The following is a 19,083-nucleotide window of genomic DNA, read 5'->3' as shown; positions in this document are numbered from 1 at the left end:
CACCATGGTTAATGTTTTTCGCCGCCACCAGACCTTCGCCGCCCTGCTGTTCGCCGGGCTGCTGGGTCTGTCGTTGTCTTCCTTGATGCCGAACCACGCACAGGCCGCCGAAACGGATCCGGCACTGGGCACCGTGACTGATTTGCAGGGCCGCACGGTCAAGGTTCACTTGCCGGTGCGCCGGGTGATCCTGGGTGAAGGTCGCCAGTTGTATCTGGTGGCCGCGCTGGATACGCAAAACCCCATCGAACGCATCGTCGGCTGGCGCAAGGATCTGATCCAGTCCGACCCGGACACCTACAACGCCTACCTGCGCAAATTCCCCGACATCGCGAAAATCCCGACCTTCGGCGGCTTCGAGAGCGGCACCTTCGACATCGAGCAGGCGATCTCGCAGAAGCCTGACGTGATCATCCTCAACATCGAAGCGCAGCACGCGACCGAGGATGCCCGCTACATCGAGAAACTCGACGCCTTGGGCATCCCGGTGGTGTACGTCGACTTTCGCAACAACCCCATGCAAAACACCGAGCCGACCATGCGCCTGTTCGGCAAGTTGTTCGGCAAGGAGGAGCGCGCCGAAGCCTTCATCGATTTTCGTAACCAGCAGATCCACCGCGTCACCGACGTGATCGAGAAGCGCCACCCTGCCCGCCCCAGCGTGTTCATCGAGCGCATCGGCGGCTACACCGACGATTGCTGCCTGAGTTTCGGTAACGAGAACTTCGGTCTGTTCGTCGACATGGCCGGCGGCAACAACATTGCTCGGCGGATCATTCCGAGTACGTTCGGACAGCTGAACCCTGAGCAAGTGATCGTCGCCAACCCCGACCATGTCGTGGTTACCAGCGCCGACTGGGAAGCCTTTGCGCCGGGCGGCCACTGGGTCGGCGTCGGCCCGGGCGCGGACTTGACCGAGGCCCGGCGCAAACTGGCCTGGTACACCCAACGCCCGGCCTATGCCGGCATCAAGGCGCAGGACACTCAGGCGTTTCATGCGATCTGGCACCAGTTCTACAACAGCCCTTACCAGTTCGTCGCCATTCAGCAATTGGCCAAATGGTTCCACCCGGAACTGTTCGCCGATCTTGATCCCGACGCCGCATTTCGCGAGATGCACGAGCGCTTCCTGCCAGTGCCGTATGAGCCGGGCTATTTCGTCAGCCTGCAAAAAACCGAGGCCAAACCATGAGTTCGCTGGGCGAAGCACCGATTGTGCAGAGCGTCACTTACCGCCGGCTGGTGCTGCGCAAACGGCTGATTCTGCTCGGGCTGGCCGTGCTGCTGATCTTCAGCGTGCTGCTCGATCTGGCACTCGGCCCGGCTCGCTACAGCCTCAGCGAAGTGCTCGGTGCATTGTTCTCGCCGGACACCGCATCGGCCCAGGTTCGAGTGGTGATGTGGGACATCCGTCTGCCGGTGGCGTTGATGGCGGTCGCTGTCGGCGCGGCGCTTTCACTGGCCGGCGCGCAGATGCAGACCATCCTCAACAATCCGCTCGCCAGCCCTTTCACCCTCGGCATTTCTGCGGCGGCCGGTTTTGGCGCTGCGCTGGGGCTGGCTTTCGGCGTGGCGCTGTTTCCGTTGGCGGCGCAATACATGGTGCCGCTCAACGCGTTCATCATGGCGATGCTCTCGGCACTGCTGATTCACTTCATGAGCATGCGTCGTGGCGTCACTGCCGAAACCATCGTGCTGCTCGGCATTGCGCTGGTGTTTACCTTCAATGCGCTGCTGGCGCTGGTGCAGTTCTTCGCCACCGAACAAGCCGTGGCGGCCGTGGTGTTCTGGACCATGGGCAGCCTGACCAAAGCCACGTGGCCGAAACTCGGGGTGATCTGCGTGGTGATCCTCATCACCCTGCCGATCTTCGCCAAACGAGCGTGGGCAATGACGGCCCTGCGCCTGGGTGATGACAAGGCTGCCAGCTTCGGCATCAACGTGCGCAGCCTGCGTTTTCAGACGCTGATCATGGTCAGCCTGCTCGCTTCGTTTCCGGTGGCGTTCGTCGGCACGATCGGCTTTATCGGGCTGGTCGGGCCGCACATCGCACGGATGCTGATCGGCGAGGATCAGCGGTTTTTCCTGCCGGCCTCGTTGCTGACTGGCGCGCTGATCCTGTCCGCCAGTTCGGTGGTCAGCAAGACCCTGATCCCGGGGGCGATATTCCCCATCGGCGTGGTCACGTCACTGATCGGCGTGCCGTTCTTCATTTCTCTGATTCTCAACGGTAAGAAAAACTCATGGTGAAGATCCGGCTCGACAACCTCGGCGCCCGCTACGGGCAGCGCGAGATCATTTCCGGTGTCAGCACCGCGACGTTTACCGGTGGCCAGGTCGTGGCGGTTGTCGGCCCCAACGCGGCGGGCAAATCGACGTTGTTCAAACGCATGGCCGGGCTGATCGATGGCCCGGGCGAAGTGATTCTGGAAGGTTCGAAAAAAGGCACGCAGGGCATCAGCTACATGCCGCAAGGCCTGAACGCCAGCGCCCGGCTGACGGTGTACGAATCAGTGCTGCTGGCGCGCAAGCAACTGACACCCAACTGGTCGGTTCACGATGATGAGTTGCAACTGGTGGACGAGATTCTCGATGCGCTCGGGATCACCGAACTGTCATTCCGCAACCTCGGGGAATTGAGCGGCGGTCAGCAGCAATTGGTGTCAATCGCCCAGACCCTGGTGCGCGAACCGGAAATCCTGCTGATGGACGAACCCACCAGCGCACTCGACATGCACCGGCAGGTTCAGGTGTTGAACTTCATGAAGGCCCTGGCGCGCCGTCGCGAGGTGATCGTGTTCATCGCCATCCACGACCTGAATCAGGCGCTGCGTTTTGCCGATCAGGTGCTGGTCATCGCGGGTGGCACGTCCCATGGCAGCGGGCCGAGCCATGAAGTCATCACCGAGCCGATGCTGCGCACGGTCTACAAGGTCGAGGCGCGGATCGAGCAATGCAGTCGCGGGCAGCACCATATTCTGATCGACGACATTGTCTGAGGGGTGACCCTCAGAGCAGACTCCACGACACCCCGACATACATCGCCATGCCCTCGCCCGGTGTGGAGCGTGCGGCGTCCAGCCCTTTATCGTCATAGCCCGGCGTAACGGTAGCGGCGTAGTGCTTGTCGGTCAGGTTGCGCATGTCCAGCCAGGTCTGCCAGTCGCCTTTCGGTGCGTTGTAGCCCAGTGTGGCGCCGAAGGTGGCGTAAGGATCGGCGTAGTAGCTGTTGGCGTAATCCACTGCGGTTTTCGAGACCAGTTGCGTGTTGACCGCTGCGAAGAAACCTTGTGGAAAGTCGTAGCGCAGCTCGCCCTGGTAGTAATGCATCGGCAAGCCCGGCAGGCGGTTGTCGCCGAAGCGGTCGTCATCGCGGTAGTGGAAATCGCTGAAAGTGTAGGCCTGACGCAGGCTCAACTTGCCGCCATCGTTCGCTGACCACAGATTGCTGTTCAGGCTGGCTTCCACGCCCTGGTGCACGGTCGGGCTGGCGTTGAGTTCATAAGGCGTGGTGGCGTTGGCGTCCGGCAACACCGAAAGCAATTCGTGACGCACCTGGGCGTAGTACCAGGCCAGGCTCCACTCACCGAGTGCGCTGTCGCCACGACCGCCGAGCTCCAGGGTGGTCGCGGTCTGGTTTTGCAGTTTGACCGGATCGCGCTGGGTGCCGGTCGCTGCGCCGCTACCGGCCGGGAATCGGACGTTGGAGCTGTAAATCAGCGACCACGGATGCGGCGCTTCGACCGAGCGGCTGAGGTTGCCGAACAGTTGCAGATCCGGCGTCACCTGATAGCGCAGGCCCAGACGTGGCGCGTAATCCCAGTCGCCGAGGCTGGTCTTGCCGCCACCTTCCGGGTAGGTCACCGCGCTTTCGCGGCGGGTATAGATCGCGGCGAGGCCGGTGGTCAGCCACAGGTCGTCGGCGATTTCCAGGTCGTTGCCCACGTGCAGGACAGAATCCGAACCCTGATAAGTGAAGTTGCGCATGTGGGTGCCCGGCGTATAACCGGCGGTGTTGCCGGTCGGAATCCGAACCAGCTCACTGGCACCGTCGTTTGGCAGATGCTTGGTTACCCGTAAGCCAACCGTGCTATGGCTTTCGAGCCCCCAGAGCGTGTCGCGGCGCTTGTAGTCGAACGTGCCGCTGACATCGGTGTACGCCACCTTCAGGCGGTTGGGGCCTTCGCGCAGGTCCATCGGGTAATCGTGATAAACCAGACCGGCCTGGATGCTCGAATCGTCATCGATGTAGTACGTGGTCTTGTTGCCGATGAAGGTACTGCCGGGCTGATCGCGGCTGTCGTTGCGCGTCACGTAGGCCGGATTGGCCGCGCGTGGATCGTGTTCGATGGAGTGCTTGGTCACTCGCCCGGCAAGGTCGTTGTCGGTCTCGCGGTGACGGATGTAGAAGCGGGTTTCCAGATTCGGATTGAAGCGATAACCGAAGTTGGCGATCACGCCCTGGCTCTTGCTGGCGGTGTGATCCTGATAACCGTCGGAATGCGCATCGGTCATCGACAGGTAGTAATCGAAATCGCCCAGCACCTGGCCGGAGCTGACTTGTCGTTGGGCATACCCATGGCTACCCATGACGTAACGCACATTCAGCCGCGGCGCGTTGTAGCCGGTGTGACTGACGTAATCGACGGCGCCGCCCAGTGCCAGCGCACCGCGATCAAAACCGTTGGCACCGCGCAGCACTTCCACATGGTCGAGCCACAGCGGCTCCAATAATTCGTAAGGTGTGCCGCCCGGGCCGGTCAGCGGCAGGCCGTCGAGCATCGTGTACAGCCCCGAGGCGTGGGCGCCGGGAGCACGGTTGATGCCCGAGCCACGGATCGAGATCTTCGTCCCTTCGTTGCCCGCCGACTGGGCATAGACACCGGGCTGATACGCCAGCACGTCCTGATTGCTGGCAACCCGGCCCTGCAATGGCTGGCGCATATCGACCACGTTGCTGCCACCCGGCACCTGGGCCAGACGAGCCTTCGCCTCTTCCACCGACGCATCATCACCGCTCTGATCCTCGGCCCCGATCAGCACTTGCCCCAGTTCCAGCCCCTGGGATTGCGCCTTGACCGGACAGACAAGGGCCAGCCCCAGCAAGGCAGCGGGCAGGGTTTTGAGCGAAGGCATCGGGTGAACTCCAGACAGGCGGGAACGGACAGTGACAACTGCGACGTATGAAAGAACGAAGGAAACACATGGCGATTTTGTTTTTTGTCAGGTAAACAGGCGGCTGAAATTCGGGACATTGATTTGAACAAGGGAGATGCAGGGATGGCCGAAGAAGTTCTGAAGTCGAAGATGGTCAACTTTCTGGTGACCGATGCTGAGTTGAACTACGAAGATGTGGGCGAGTTCTACGAGGTCGTGGGGAGCGGCAATGTCGGCATACTGGCCGGGGTGCTCGAGGGATTCAGAAATCACTATGGCGGATTGTGGGTGGGCGGCAGAGTCACCGTCACCGAAAACGCCGTTCACTTGAATGCCAATGCCATGAACCGCATGGCTCAAGACGGGACACTGGATGTCGAGATACCGATGCCGGCGATCCGCAAGGTCACCGTCGAAGGCGGTTTCGTGACGAAGATCGTCCGTCTCGACACAGACGCCTACAGTGTCAAATTCCGTTGCTATGGTGCCAAGGACGTCGCCTCACTGATCGCCAAACAGGCCCTTTCGCAATCATTGAGACGCTCGCGGTAGTTTTGTCGCAAGACAACAGCGCCACCGGTCTTTGAGGTGGCGCCTGGATCACCCCGTCAATTCTTGCACTTGGCCAACACCACCTGACAGGTGTCCGGCGTTCCCCCGGAGCGCCCGGCGTAACGCATGCAGTTGGCCATGGATTTTTGCCGGGCCATGTTCAGGCTGGAACCCCAGGCCAGACCGCCCTCCCCAACCGTCGGCAACGCCTTGGCGTAACAGCTGTCGCCAACGCCTGATGCCGGGTAATGCGTTCTGTTTGAGCATCCCGAAGCCAGCATCACACTGAAGGCAATCAAGAGCCACGACGAGCAGCGAAGCGCGACTGGTCTGCTCATCCCGTTTCACCCCTCGAAAGACAACCGTGATCCATGGAGTCTAGTCGCTGCGGCCGGACATTCACTGGGTGGTTGCCTGGCGGTACTGGCGCGGGGTAAAACCGGTCGACGCCTTGAACTGGCGAGTGAAAGCGCTGTGATCGGTGTAGCCGCATTGCAGCGCCACCTCGGTGATCGGCAGCTCGGTGTGCAACAGGCGATGGGCATGTTCCAGCCGCACTTTCTGGATCATCTGCCTCGGCGTCAAGTGAAAAACCCGTTTGCAGTAGCGTTCCAGTTGCGCCACCGAAATACCGGCGATCCGTGTCAGCTCGCCCAATGTCACCCGACGATTGAAATGCGCGCGGATGTGTTCGTCGACCGCCGCCAGGCGCTGAAACGCTGGATGTGTTTCGCTGGCCGATTGCAGATCCACCGAAATCCCCGCGAGGCCGATGATCTCGCCGTCACGGTTGTACAGCGGACGCTTGTGCGTCAGGCACCAGCCCGGTTCGCGACTGCCGTACAGGTGCAGTTCCAGCTGATCCTCCAGCACCAATCCCTCTTCCAGCACCCGCCGATCCTGCTCGGTATAACCCGGCCCCAGTTGCGCCGGAAACACCTGCGCACTGGTTTTCCCGAGCAGTGGCTTCAGGTCTTTCAGGCCGCAGCGCTGCACCAGCGTGCGATTGGCCAGGACGTACCGCGCCTGCATGTCCTTGATGAAAATCGCCGCGTTCGGAATCACGTCCAGCATCGGCAACAGCGGTGCCACGCCGCCCAGCAACGCGTCGAGGGTATGCGGCCGATGGCGCTCATCGCCCTGACAGAGGATCGCAAACGCGTTCTGCATGTGAAGGTCTTCCCCGGTGAGTGGATCGGCCTGAAAACGTGCCCGCCCTGAGGCGTTCGCGTGCAGATTGCAGCAACGTTTGCGGCGTGTCGAGCGCCGCTGTCTTTCTTCGCAGCTGTGCTGATTTCGTCATCCGCAGCTGCGCAAAACATCAATCGCCCGACGCCTGATGAGTTCACTGTTTAGCCGTTCCAGTGACTCACACCTGCCTATCCAATAACTCACAAAAAGGCGATGCCATGTCAGGCCAAGGCAAGTTCAAAAAACAACTTTCATTGATCGACCTCACCTTTATCGGACTGGGGGCGATCTTCGGTTCCGGCTGGTTGTTCGCGGCCAGTCACGTGTCGGCGATTGCCGGGCCGGCGGGGATTTTTTCCTGGTTGCTGGGCGGGTTCGCCGTGTTGCTGCTGGGCATCGTCTACTGCGAACTGGGCGCGGCATTGCCCCGCGCTGGCGGTGTGGTGCGCTACCCGGTTTACAGCCACGGGCCGCTGCTCGGTTACCTGATGGGTTTCATTACGCTGATCGCGTTTTCCAGCCTCGTGGCGATCGAGGTGGTTGCTTCGCGCCAATACGCGGCAGCCTGGTTTCCGAGTTTGACCAAGGCTGGCAGCGGTGATCCGACCCTGCTCGGCTGGCTGGTGCAGTTCGGCCTGCTGTGCGTGTTCTTCCTGCTCAACTACCGCAGCGTGAAGACCTTCGCCAAGGCCAACAACCTGGTCAGCGTGTTCAAGTTCATCGTGCCGCTGCTGGTGATCGGCGTGCTGTTCACCTTCTTCAAACCGGAGAACTTTCAGATTCAAGGCTTCGCCCCTTTCGGGCTTTCGGGCATCGAGATGGCCGTCTCCGCCGGCGGCGTGATCTTCGCCTACCTCGGCCTGACCCCGATCATTTCGGTGGCCAGTGAAGTGAAAAATCCCCAGCGCACAATCCCGATTGCGCTGATCCTGTCGGTGCTGCTTTCCACCGCGATCTACGTGTTGCTGCAAACGGCTTTCCTCGGCGGCATCCCGACCGAATTGCTCGCCAATGGCTGGGCCGGGGTTTCCAAGGAATTCGCCCTGCCGTATCGCGACATCGCTCTGGCGCTGGGCGTGGGCTGGCTGGCGTATCTGGTGGTCGCCGACGCAGTGATCTCGCCCAGCGGCTGCGGCAACATCTACATGAACGCCACGCCTCGGGTGATCTACGGCTGGGCGCAGACCGGCACGTTCTTCAAGGTCTTCACCCACATCGACGCGAAGTCCGGCATCCCGCGTCCGGCGCTGTGGCTGACCTTCGCACTGTCGGTGTTCTGGACCCTGCCGTTCCCATCGTGGGAAGCGCTGATCAACGTGGTGTCCGCCGCGCTGGTGCTGAGCTACGCCGTCGCTCCAGTGACCGTCGCCGCCCTGCGTCGCAATGCACCCGACATGCCGCGCCCGTTCCGGGTCAAGTGCATGGGCGTGCTGGGGCCGGTGTCGTTCATCATCGCTGCGCTGATCGTTTACTGGTCGGGCTGGAACACCGTGTCCTGGCTGCTCGGCCTGCAAATCCTGATGTTCGTCGTCTATCTGCTCTGCGGCCGCTTCGTGCCGACCGCCCACCTCAGCCTCTCCCGCCAAGTGCGCTCGTCCGCGTGGCTGATCGCCTTCTACGCCGTGACCATCGTCCTGTCGAAACTCGGCACCTTCGGCGGCCTGGGCATCCTCACCCATCCGTTCGACACCCTGGTCGTCGCGGCCTGTGCGATGGGCATTTATTACTGGGGCGCGGCCACCGGTGTGCCAGCACACCTGCTGCGCCTGGAGTCCGAAGAGGATGAGAGCGAAGTCGCTTCGCCGTCCCCTACCTCCGCTGCCAACCCGCGCGCTGCCGGCGCTTACTGAAATCACTCAACGGGACCTGTCCATGAAACGAGTACACGTCATTGATTCCCACACCGGCGGCGAACCCACGCGTCTGGTGATGAAAGGTTTTCCCGATCTGCCCGGCCGCACCATGGCCGAGAAACGCGACGCCCTGCGCAACCAGCATGACCAGTGGCGCCGCGCCTGCCTGCTGGAACCGCGCGGCAACGATGTACTGGTGGGCGCGCTGTGTTGCGAGCCGGTGTCGCCGGACGCCACCTGCGGCGTGATCTTCTTCAACAATGCCGGTTACCTCGGCATGTGCGGCCACGGCACCATCGGCCTCGTTGCATCGCTGCAACACCTGGGGCTGATCGCGCCGGGCGTGCACAAGATCGACACCCCGGTCGGCCCGGTCAGCGCAACGCTGCATGAAGACGGTGCCGTGACTCTGGGCAACGTGCCCGCCTATCGCTCACGCAAACAGGTGGCGGTGGAAGTGCCGGGATACGGTCGCTTCCTTGGCGACGTGGCCTACGGCGGCAACTGGTTTTTCCTGGTCTCCGAACACGGCCAGACGCTGACGATGGACAACGTCGAAACCCTGACCGACCTCACCTGGAAAATGCTCAAGGCCCTCGAAGACCAAGGCATCCATGGCGAGGACGGCGCGGTCATCGACCACATCGAACTGTTCGCCGATGACGCCGAGGCCGACAGCCGCAACTTCGTCATGTGCCCCGGCAAAGCCTACGACCGCTCACCGTGCGGCACCGGCACCAGCGCCAAACTGGCATGCCTGGCCGCCGACGAAAAACTCGCGCCGGGCGAGCGCTGGGTGCAGGCGAGCATCACCGGCAGCCAGTTCGAAGGCCGCTTTGAACGGGAAGGCGAACGCATCCGCCCCTACATCACCGGCCGCGCCCACATGACCGCCGACAGCACGTTGCTGATCGACGAAACCGATCCGTTCGCGTGGGGCATCTGAGCCGCTGCGCTGTTTTTTCAAACCTCTCTGAATGACCGTTCCAAGGAGAACAATAATGAGCGACAACATCTTCACCGGCTGCATGCCCGCCCTGATGACCCCATGCACCACCGCGCGCAAACCGGACTTCGATGCTCTGGTGGCCAAGGGGCGCGAGCTGATCGACATCGGCATGAGCGCCGTCGTGTACTGCGGCTCCATGGGTGACTGGCCGCTGCTCACTGAAGCCGAGCGTCAGGAAGGCGTGGCGCGTCTGGTGGCTGCCGGGATTCCGACCATCGTCGGTACTGGCGCCATCAACACCCGTGAAGCGGTGTCCCACGCCGCCCATGCGGCCAAAGTCGGCGCTCAGGGTTTGATGGTGATTCCTCGGGTGCTGTCCCGTGGCGCTTCGCTCGCCGCGCAAAAGGCGCACTTCTCCGCGATTCTGCAAGCCGCGCCGAACCTGCCGGCGGTGATCTACAACAGCCCTTACTACGGCTTCGCCACCCGCGCCGACCTGTTCTTCGAACTGCGCCGTGAATACCCGAACCTGATCGGCTTCAAGGAATTTGGCGGTGGCGCCGACCTGCGCTACGCCGCTGAAAACATCACCTCCAAGGACGATGACGTGACCTTGATGGTCGGTGTCGACACCCAGGTCGTGCACGGCTTCGTCAACTGCAACGCCACCGGCGCCATCACCGGCATCGGCAACGCCCTGCCCCGCGAAGTGCTGCAACTGGTGGCCCTGAGCAAGCAGGCCGCCAAGGGTGACGCCAAGGCCCGGCGTCAGGCCCGCGAGCTGGAATCGGCGCTGGCGGTGCTGTCGTCCTTCGACGAAGGCACGGATCTGGTGCTGTATTACAAACACCTGATGGTGCTCAACGGCGACAAGGAATACACCCTGCATTTCAACGAAACCGATGCGCTCAGTGACTCGCAGCGTCGTTACGCGGAAGCCCAGTACACGCTGTTCCGTCACTGGTACGAAAACTGGTCGGCGGAACAGAACTTCGTCTGACCTGCCGCTGCGCTCAAGCCCGCCGCCACCCGCGGCGGCGGGCCTTATTCGTGACCTGTTTTATTGATAAGGAATGCGCCATGACTCTGACGGGCCAACTGCTGATCGGTCAGCAAACCCTCACCGGCGACCGCGACGTCATCTACGGGATCAACCCCGCCACCAACACGCCATTAGAACCGGGCTACGCCGGCGGCTCTGCCGAGCATGTCGAGCAGGCCTGCGCACTGGCCTGGACGGCGCTCGACGGTTATCGCGAGACATCGCTCGAGGCACGGGCCGAATTCATTGAAACCATCGCTGGCGAAATCGAAGCGCTCGGCGACGAACTGATCGACCGCGCCATGACCGAAACCGGCCTGCCGCGCCCGCGCCTTGTGGGTGAACGGGGCCGTACTTGCCAGCAACTGCGGCTGTTTGCCCGCACCGTGCTGGCCGGTGAATGGCTGGATGTGCGAGTAGACACCGCCCAACCGCAGCGCCAGCCGCTGCCACGTTCGGATCTGCGTCAGCGGCAGATTCCACTGGGCCCGGTGGCCGTGTTTGGCGCGAGCAACTTTCCACTGGCGTTCTCGGTGGCCGGTGGCGATACCGCTTCGGCCCTGGCCGCCGGTTGCCCGGTGATCGTCAAGGCCCACGGCGCCCATCCCGGCACCAGCGAACTGGTTGGTCGCGCCGTAGCGCGGGCGGTCAAGGCCTGTGGTTTGCCGGAAGGTGTGTTCTCGTTGTTGTACGGCTCCGGGCGTGAAGTGGGGATCGCGCTGGTCAGCGATCCACGGATCAAGGCTGTGGGCTTCACCGGTTCGCGCAGTGGCGGCCTCGCGCTGATCAAAGCGGCTCAGGCACGGCCCGAGCCGATTCCGGTGTATGCGGAAATGAGTTCGATCAACCCGGTGTTGCTGTTTCCGGCAGCGTTGCAGAATCGCGCCGAGGCATTGGCCCAAGGTTTTGTGGCTTCGCTGACATTGGGTGCCGGCCAGTTCTGCACCAATCCCGGTCTGGTCATCGCCCACAAGGGGCCGGCGCTGGACGACTTTATTGGCGCCACCACCGAACTCATCCAGCGCAGCCCCGCGCAGACCATGCTGACGCCGGGGATTTTCAATGCCTATGAGTCGAGCGTGAATGCCCTCGCGGAAAATGCCCGGGCGCGCATTGCCGCTGTCGGCCAGCGAGCAACGGATCCGAATCAGGGCCAGGCCCATGTGTTCGTCACCGACGCCGCCGACTTTCTCGCCGATCATTCGTTGCAGGCCGAAGCCTTCGGCGCCGCGTCCTTGGTCGTGCAATGCGCCAGCGACGCTGAAATCCGTCAGGTGCTCGAACAGCTGGAAGGCCAACTGACCGCCACGTTGCATCTCGATGACGAGGATCTGCAACAAGCCCGCGCATTGCTGCCAACTCTGGAACGCAAGGCCGGGCGCCTGTTGGTCAACGGCTGGCCGACCGGCGTTGAAGTCTGCGATGCGATGGTGCATGGCGGGCCGTTCCCGGCGACTTCCGATTCGCGCACCACCTCGGTGGGCACCGCGGCGATCCTGCGTTTCCTGCGCCCGGTCTGCTACCAGGATTTCCCCGACAGCTTGCTGCCGACCGCACTCAAACACGCCAACCCACTGTCGTTGCATCGCTTGCTCGATGGTCAAAGGGAAACCGCGAAAAATGCCGAATAACCCGCACGACATCGCCGTGGTCGGCGCCGGCATCATCGGCGTCGCCAGTGCCCTGCGCCTGGCCCGTCAGGGCTTGCGGGTGGTGGTGATCGACCCGCAGGAACCGGGCCACGGTGCCTCGTTCGGCAACGCCGGGCACCTGGCGACCGAGCAAGTATTTCCGATTGCCGACAGCTCGATCCTCAAACGCCTGCCGGCCATGCTCATGGACCCGATGGGCCCGCTGCGCCTGGACTGGAAATACCTGCCCCGCGCCCTGCCCTGGTTTACGCGGTTGTTGCTGAACCTGCGCTCGGCGCCATTCCAGCGCACCGTTGCCGGGTTACGGGCGCTGAATGAAAGCTCGCTCGACGCCTGGCACCGCTTGCTCAATGACATCCAGCGCCCCGATCTGCTGAAGATGGAAGGTTCGCTGCTGGTGTTCGAACGCCCCGACTCGCGCCCGGCCCTCGAAGCATTACAGCAACGCATGCAACAGCAACAGGTGCAGGTCGATTGGTGGCAGGCCGGTGCGGTACGCGAGACCGCGCCGCAACTCAGCGAACAGATTCAGGGCGGCCTGTTTTTCCCGAACACCGGGCACTTCATCGATCCCTACCGCGTCATCCGTGAGTTGGTCGAGGCGGCGAAAGCCAGCGGCGTGCAGTTTTTGAAGCAGGCGGTTCAGGGCGGGCAACTGCATGAGCATGGCGTCAATCTGATAACCGGGACAGGCACCCTGTCAGCTCGCCAGGTACTGATCGCCTGCGGCGCCCACTCGGCAAAACTCACCGCCGCACTGACCGGCAAAAACGTCCCGCTGGACACCGAGCGCGGCTACCACCTGATGCTGCCTCACGAACACAACCGACTGCCCTTCCCCGTCACCTCGCTGGAACGCAAATTCATCATGACCCCGATGTCCGAAGGTCTGCGCCTGGCCGGCACCGTCGAATTCGCCGGCCTCGAAGCGCCACCGACCATGGCTCGCGCGTGGCAGTTGCATCGGTTGAGCAAGGGGTTGTTTCGTGAGGAGCTGAGTGTCGAGGCAGCCACGCCGTGGATGGGGTTTCGGCCGTCGCTGCCGGATTCGTTGCCGGTGATTGATCGGGTGTGTGACGGGAGGGTGTTGCTTGCGTTTGGGCATCAGCATCTTGGGCTGACGCAGGCGGCGGTGACGGCTGAGATGGTTGGGGGGATGGTTTCGACCGGAGCCACGACGCGCACCCATGCTCTACCAACGGCCGAGTCTTACAGGTTGAGTCGATTCTGAAAATGCAAAAAGCCTGCTTTCAAGGGCAGGCCTTTCACTTCTCAGCGGACTTCCAGATGTTCAGGAGGGCATCAGCCAATGGCGTTCGGTGGCCCATCCGAGAAAAACCTTGCCCTGCTCACTCTTTTGGCAATCCAGGGTCAAGGTACGTCCGGAAGCTGCCAGACGCAGTCCGATCATGACCGGAGTAAACCTTTCCCGAAATGCACCGGATTGAGCGGCGAAGTGCACTTCAATGTTTCCAAGCACGCTCTCCAATCGAGACTGATCCAGCATCGACAGGTAAAACATCATCTGGCGCCACGCATACGCGGTGTTTTTCAACATGACCAGACGTGCATGGTGGAACTTGATCTGCATCTGCTGCCGACTGCATATCCATTTGAAACATGCCTCGGCCATTGAACCCAAACGATCATGTAACAGCGTCTTCAGGTCCAGATCATCAAACAGGATTGCCAGGTTTTGCGTGGTCAATATCTGTTGCTGTTCGATGATCGTGCCGTTGTTCGCTGGACTCCATCTACCGATTTCGGCATTCGCCCGTCGCGCGCACAAAGCAGACAGCACGCCACTGTTGTTTCGTGAATTCCGCTGCTTGGGTAGTGCAGCCAACTGATCCATATCGATATCGTAATAGCGTGCGTAAAGAGATCCGGCCATCAGCCGGACTGAACGCTTGGCAGCCTTCACGAACTTGCCGGAGAAAGCGCCCATGAAAATGTCAGCCGCGATCTCCTCCACGAAGGGAAGATCGAGCTTGGCCGATTCGGCAAGCGAGGAAAATTCCTGAAGCAACTTGTTTGGCAGAATGGCCTGAGGAAATGCAACAAGGGTCAATGCGGAAGCCTCGACCAAAGCCTGTCTGGCACCTTCAATCGCAAGAGCGCCAGCCTCGTACTCGGTCTCCAGGGCTTTCACCCAAGGCAAGTCATCGACTCTCACCTGACGCTGCATGTTCAGCAACAATAGAGAGCGTCGACGCCTGAACGCACGATAGGTAGCGACAGACAGTGCCCGCAACGCTTCGTCTCGATATCCGGCGCTACAGATTTGCGCCGTCATCGCCGGCAGCACTTTCGCCACTGTATCTGCGGATGTAATGACCCCATGTTCAATCAACTCTGCAACCGTTCCCTTTCGGCAACGTTCGAGGCGTCGACGAATCGAAGGAGGAATAGTCTCTCCTACCTTCAATGAGTAAGCCTTAGCCTCTTCGTCAGTGATGGGCGTCAGTAACGGGGCGAAATCAGAGATGCCTTCCGAGACTGGATATCTCGCAAGTCGCGCGGAAGCAGCCTTGGCAATCATATGGTGTGCCGAAGCTGATACGTGATGACGCTGCTGTACGCGCTTGCTGGAATGAGCTTCGGACTCAGGATGTCCATGCTTGGCTACAAAGTCGTCGACGATTCTGCGAATGCGCCCAACCTGGCGCCCCGTTAGCGATGCAGGATCGATAGAGCATTGCTTGAGCAATGCAAGCAACTCCGCCACCCGATCATTGGAGTTACCCGCGCGGCGGGGATCAGCCTCAGTGGCGTTATCAAATTCTGTACCAAGCACCGAAGCGCTCTCGAGCCAGCCTTCAGGGTAATGCCTGCAAGGCCAACCATCGTTGTACGTCAGCAGGAAAAGCGAGACCGCCGCGTCGTACAGAGGCAACCTGCGTTCAACAACGTGCTTTTGAACCGTAAGACGAGGCTGGGGGGAGAGGACGGAAAGGCGCAGGCTGATTTGGCCAGCGTTGAAAACTTCAACTTCAGCCATCGAGAGCGGGCGCTCATTGGCTGCCGCGGGAAAGAAACGCACTCGTTCGAAGAAAGGCGCGATCTGCTCGATCAACGTCCTGGCTTCTTCGACGCGTTGTTGCCCCAGAAACCAGGCCACTGTCAGCAACGCGGTCTCTTCCGGTACATCGATCCGATAGTCTTCGTTCGTCAATCGCTCTTGCAGCGTTCTGACGCCTTCGTCTGAAAGATGCCACCTATTCAAATCGAGTCGTTCGTAACCCGCTCGAATGCCGGGAATCGATGACGCCAACAGGCGCTCATGAGCGGTCAACTCGCCACCGGCCAGAAGGTTGCCAGTTGCAAAGCCACCAGGGGCCACTTCCAGCGTGATCCATTCTGGCAGGTCGGCAAACGGCGTCCGCGAGCCATACAGCGCACGGCCATGCATCAGGTTTTCGAGAACCTTTTGCCAGCGTTCGATCCGGGCAAGTGCTTGCGGACTGGCGTCGTTGTCGCGTGCAGTGAGCGCGCGAGACAGTTGAAAGTGCGCATAACCGGCGTTAATTCCGCCGAGCGCACCCGATTCACCCTCAGGCCTGGACATACTTCCTTGTGACCTACTATGTAGTGGGTCCGGGGGCTGGATTCGAACCAGCGCCCACCCGGTTAGGAGCCGAGTGTTCTACCGCTGAACTACCCCGGAACAGAGCGCGCATTGTCGATGAGTGGCGAAAGTATGTGAAGCTCGGTTTCAGAGAATTTGTTGCGACAGTTCTCTGATCGTTCAGCCTTCGTCACTCAATGCAGCTCTTATCCAAACGCTACACGCACAAAATCAATAAAACTCCTCAACTTCGGCGTCAGCCTCGGATCCGGCGCATACAACAGATTCATCGGCGAAACCGGCACCTTGTACTGCGGCAGCAGACTCACCAGCGTCCCGCTCCTCAGCGAGTCCTTGACCAGTTCCAGCGGCAACATCACCACCCCCAGCCCCGCCACGGCCCCGGACAGCAACGGATCACCCTGATTAATCGTCAATCGGCTTTTAATCGGCACGTCGATGCAGCCTTCCGGGCCTTCGAATCGCAGGTGTGAGCGGCCGTCCGAATAGGCGAACGCCAGGCATTCATGTTCCTGAAGATCCCAAGGCGTGGTGATGGGTGGGCGGCGTGCGAGGTAAGATGGCGCTGCGCACAGCACCATTTGATAGGGCATCAGCGGCAGTGCCTTCAGGCCGCAGTCGGCGAGTTCGCCGATGCGGAACACTGCGTCGTAACCGCCGTCCACCAGGTCGACCAGTTCGTTCGACAGTGTCAGGTCCACCGACACTTGCGGATAACGGACCATGTACTCCAGCAGCTTCGGCGACAGCGAACTGACGCCGAACGTGACGGGCGCGTTGATCCGTAGTCGGCCGCTGGGCACGCCCCGGGTCACGGCGGCCATTTCTTCGGCGGCGTCCATGTCGGCCAGAATCAGCTTGGCCCGCTGATAGAACGTGCGGCCGAAATCCGTGAGGCTCTGTTTACGAGTGGTGCGGTTGAGCAGCGAAACGCCCAGATGCTGCTCGAGCATCTTCACTTGCTTGCCGACCATTTGCGGGGACAGGTTGAGTTCGTCCGCCACCGCGCTGAAGGAACCCAGCTCCACCGCTTTGACGAAGGTGGCCATGAGTGTGAGGCGATCCATTGGAAACTCGTTGTTTCTAGTGTTGCGCCATCCTAGGCCTTTATCCGGAGCAGGCCAAAGCCTAAATTGGCGTCCATGGCACCGGATCACGCCGGTGCAAATTCATCGACAACCGAGGAAGTACAGATGGCACGCATTGTCAGGATTCATGAATACGGTGACGCGAGCGTCCTGAAACTGGAAAACGTCGACGTCCCGGCACCCGCAGCGGACGAAGTGCAGATCGAGGTCAAAGCCTTTGGCCTGAATCGCGCCGAAGTGATGTTCCGCAACCACGCCTATCTGCAGGAAGCAGAGTTTCCCAGCCGTCTCGGCTACGAAGCTGCAGGCGTGGTGGTGGCGGTTGGCGCCAACGCCAGCGAGTTCAAGATCGGTGATGCCGTCAGCCTGATTCCGCCGCTGGACATCGCGCGCTGGGGCACTTACGGCGAGCTGGCCAACGTGCCCGCCCACCTCACCGTCAAGCACCCGCAGAACCTGTCGTTTGAACAAGCGGCGGCGTCCTGGATGCAATACGTCACCGCGTGGGGTGCGCTGGTCGAACAGGCCAAATTGCAAAAGGACGATTTCGTGATCGTCACCGCCGCCTCCAGCAGCGTCGGCTTGGCAGCGTTCCAGATCGCCAAAATGGTTGGCGCCACCTCGATTGCCGTCACCCGAACCCGCGCCAAGAAACAGGCCCTGCTCGACGCCGGCGCCGCGCATGTGATCGTCAGCGATGAAGAAGACATGGTTGCAGCCGTCATGGCGCTGACCGACGGCAACGGCGCGCGGGTGGTGTTTGATCCGGTGGGCGGCCCGTCGTTCGAGCCGCTGACCCAAAGCATGGCGCGCGGCGGCATCCTGCTGGAGTACGGCGCACTGAGCCCGGAACCAACGCCGTTCCCGCTGTTCACCGTGCTCGGCAAATGCCTGACCCTCAAGGGTTACCTCTACACGGAGATCGTCTCCGACCCGGCCATCCTGGCACGCGCCAAGACTTTCATCGGCGACGGGCTGGCATCGGGTGCGCTGCAACCGATCATTGCCAGGACTTTTGCCCTGGATGACATTCAGGAAGCGCATCGCTTTCTTGAGGCCAATCAGCAGGTCGGGAAGATTGTCGTCACGGTTTGAGGTGATGAATCCCCTGCTCTGCTGTTTGCGGTAGAAACGACGAAAGCCTGCTTTTTTCAAAGCAGGCTTTCGTCCATCCAGCATCCTGTTATTTCTGATGCGCCGTCAGTGCCGCATAACCATTCATCAAGTTGCGGTAGTTCGGGATGCGCTGGGACAGCAGGTTGCCCAGGCCTTCGATGTCGTTGCGCCAGTCGCGGTGCAGTTCGCAGGCTACCGAGAACCAGTTCATCATCTGTGCGCCGGCCTGGGTCATGCGGTTCCACGCGGCTTGCTGCACGGTTGTGTTGAAGGTGCCGGAAGCGTCGGTCACCACGAACACATCAAACCCTTCCGCCAGCGCCGACAGGGTCGGGAACGCTACGCACACGTCGGTCACGACACCGGCAATGATGATCTGCTTGCGGCCGGTGGCCTTGATCGCCTTGACGAAGTCTTCGTTGTCCCAGGCGTTGATCTGGCCTGGGCGGGCGATGTACGGCGCGTCCGGGAACATTTCCTTGAGTTCCGGCACCAGCGGGCCGTTCGGGCCTTGTTCGAAGCTGGTGGTGAGGATGGTCGGCAACTCGAAGAATTTGGCCAGATCGGCCAGCGCCAGCACGTTGTTCTTGAACTCGTTTGGCGAGAAGTCCTGAACCAGAGAAATCAGACCGGTCTGGTGGTCGACCAGCAGAACCACGGCGTCGTCTTTGTTCAGGCGGTTGTAGGTTGGAGTGCTCATGTGTGAATCCCTTTTTAGTTGTGGAAGTGCGTTTGCGTTCAAGATGGGCACAGATTACTGACTCGCCTGAAAGCGATAAATCGTCTGAAAAGCGTTTCACCGTCAACCCAAAACGGACAATCCACTCAAACTGCCAGGCAGTTCACACAGCCACCCCGACCTTCGCGCCTATCCTTGTCATAATGCTCACCCGC

The 19,083-nt window shown here is 61.2% G+C and carries 16 protein-coding genes and 1 tRNA gene; 10 read left to right on the top strand and 7 right to left on the bottom strand.

All coding sequences use genetic code 11. From position 1 onward, the window contains the following. The first annotated feature begins 4 nt into the window (after positions 1 to 4). From AC1Q9F_RS00435 to AC1Q9F_RS00425, 3 genes are read left to right on the top strand one after another with little or no spacing between them, the layout of a single operon-like run. Positions 5 to 1,192 carry an ABC transporter substrate-binding protein gene (locus tag AC1Q9F_RS00435; RefSeq protein ID WP_492619363.1) on the top strand — a complete coding sequence of 396 codons (1,188 nt, stop codon included), beginning with the start codon at positions 5 to 7 and terminating at the stop codon, positions 1,190 to 1,192. Continuing rightward, positions 1,189 to 2,250, top strand: a complete 1,062-nt coding sequence (locus AC1Q9F_RS00430; protein WP_221533471.1) for a FecCD family ABC transporter permease — start codon at positions 1,189 to 1,191, stop codon at positions 2,248 to 2,250. Before AC1Q9F_RS00435 ends, AC1Q9F_RS00430 begins: the two co-directional genes overlap by 4 nt. Then, on the top strand, positions 2,244 to 2,999 hold the full coding sequence (locus AC1Q9F_RS00425; protein WP_207985905.1) for an ABC transporter ATP-binding protein: 756 nt from the start codon (positions 2,244 to 2,246) through the stop codon (positions 2,997 to 2,999). Before AC1Q9F_RS00430 ends, AC1Q9F_RS00425 begins: the two co-directional genes overlap by 7 nt. Before the next feature lie 10 nt (positions 3,000 to 3,009). Here AC1Q9F_RS00425 and AC1Q9F_RS00420 read toward each other — a convergent pair whose 3' ends face one another. Beyond that, positions 3,010 to 5,136 (bottom strand): TonB-dependent receptor family protein, encoded by a 2,127-nt coding sequence (locus AC1Q9F_RS00420; protein ID WP_492619364.1) that lies wholly within the window; start codon positions 5,134 to 5,136, stop codon positions 3,010 to 3,012. Between the two features lie 144 nt (positions 5,137 to 5,280). Between AC1Q9F_RS00420 and AC1Q9F_RS00415 the strand changes: the two genes are divergently transcribed. Further along, complete coding sequence (locus AC1Q9F_RS00415) at positions 5,281 to 5,709, top strand: hypothetical protein (protein ID WP_207985903.1); 429 nt, start codon at positions 5,281 to 5,283, stop codon at positions 5,707 to 5,709. Positions 5,710 to 5,765: 56 nt separating this feature from the next. Here AC1Q9F_RS00415 and AC1Q9F_RS00410 read toward each other — a convergent pair whose 3' ends face one another. Together AC1Q9F_RS00410 and AC1Q9F_RS00405 are read right to left on the bottom strand one after the other, a co-directional pair. After that, on the bottom strand, positions 5,766 to 6,047 hold the full coding sequence (locus tag AC1Q9F_RS00410; protein ID WP_492619365.1) for a hypothetical protein: 282 nt from the start codon (positions 6,045 to 6,047) through the stop codon (positions 5,766 to 5,768). 61 nt (positions 6,048 to 6,108) lie between these two features. Next, positions 6,109 to 6,879, bottom strand: coding sequence for an AraC family transcriptional regulator (locus tag AC1Q9F_RS00405; protein ID WP_207985901.1), 771 nt, complete (start codon positions 6,877 to 6,879; stop codon positions 6,109 to 6,111). A gap of 239 nt (positions 6,880 to 7,118) precedes the next feature. Here AC1Q9F_RS00405 and AC1Q9F_RS00400 point away from each other — a divergent pair, with 239 nt between their 5' ends. From AC1Q9F_RS00400 to AC1Q9F_RS00380, 5 genes are all read left to right on the top strand, one after another. Beyond that, on the top strand, positions 7,119 to 8,750 hold the full coding sequence (locus AC1Q9F_RS00400; protein WP_492619366.1) for an APC family permease: 1,632 nt from the start codon (positions 7,119 to 7,121) through the stop codon (positions 8,748 to 8,750). A gap of 22 nt (positions 8,751 to 8,772) precedes the next feature. Continuing rightward, entirely contained in the window at positions 8,773 to 9,699 is a 927-nt protein-coding gene (locus AC1Q9F_RS00395) for a 4-hydroxyproline epimerase (RefSeq protein WP_492619367.1), read from the top strand. Positions 9,700 to 9,754: 55 nt separating this feature from the next. Next, on the top strand, positions 9,755 to 10,702 hold the full coding sequence (locus AC1Q9F_RS00390) for a dihydrodipicolinate synthase family protein (RefSeq protein WP_492619368.1): 948 nt from the start codon (positions 9,755 to 9,757) through the stop codon (positions 10,700 to 10,702). Positions 10,703 to 10,782: 80 nt separating this feature from the next. Then, a complete protein-coding gene (locus tag AC1Q9F_RS00385) occupies positions 10,783 to 12,375 on the top strand; it encodes an aldehyde dehydrogenase (NADP(+)) (RefSeq protein ID WP_492619369.1) in 1,593 nt (530 codons plus the stop codon). Beyond that, entirely contained in the window at positions 12,365 to 13,627 is a 1,263-nt protein-coding gene (locus tag AC1Q9F_RS00380) for an NAD(P)/FAD-dependent oxidoreductase (RefSeq protein ID WP_492619370.1), read from the top strand. Before AC1Q9F_RS00385 ends, AC1Q9F_RS00380 begins: the two co-directional genes overlap by 11 nt. 60 nt (positions 13,628 to 13,687) lie before the next feature. Here AC1Q9F_RS00380 and AC1Q9F_RS00375 read toward each other — a convergent pair whose 3' ends face one another. The 3 genes from AC1Q9F_RS00375 to AC1Q9F_RS00365 form a co-directional block, all read right to left on the bottom strand. After that, entirely contained in the window at positions 13,688 to 15,964 is a 2,277-nt protein-coding gene (locus tag AC1Q9F_RS00375; protein ID WP_492619371.1) for a hypothetical protein, read from the bottom strand. A 24-nt stretch (positions 15,965 to 15,988) separates the two neighbouring features. After that, positions 15,989 to 16,063, bottom strand: a tRNA-Arg gene (locus tag AC1Q9F_RS00370). Positions 16,064 to 16,170: 107 nt separating this feature from the next. Beyond that, complete coding sequence (locus tag AC1Q9F_RS00365; RefSeq protein WP_085604866.1) at positions 16,171 to 17,052, bottom strand: LysR family transcriptional regulator; 882 nt, start codon at positions 17,050 to 17,052, stop codon at positions 16,171 to 16,173. A 126-nt stretch (positions 17,053 to 17,178) separates the two neighbouring features. Here AC1Q9F_RS00365 and AC1Q9F_RS00360 point away from each other — a divergent pair, with 126 nt between their 5' ends. Further along, positions 17,179 to 18,168, top strand: coding sequence for a zinc-dependent alcohol dehydrogenase family protein (locus AC1Q9F_RS00360; protein ID WP_492619372.1), 990 nt, complete (start codon positions 17,179 to 17,181; stop codon positions 18,166 to 18,168). An 88-nt stretch (positions 18,169 to 18,256) separates the two neighbouring features. On the opposite strand, the gene ycaC is transcribed toward AC1Q9F_RS00360, so the two are convergent. Then, entirely contained in the window at positions 18,257 to 18,889 is a 633-nt protein-coding gene (gene ycaC / locus AC1Q9F_RS00355; protein WP_007958138.1) for an isochorismate family cysteine hydrolase YcaC, read from the bottom strand. Positions 18,890 to 19,083 lie beyond the last annotated feature (194 nt).

The sequence above is a fragment of the Pseudomonas sp. GW823-FHT04A03 genome (genome assembly GCF_058796615.1).
The sequence above is the reverse complement of the archived record's forward strand: the minus strand, read 5'-3'. Positions and strand labels throughout refer to the sequence as shown.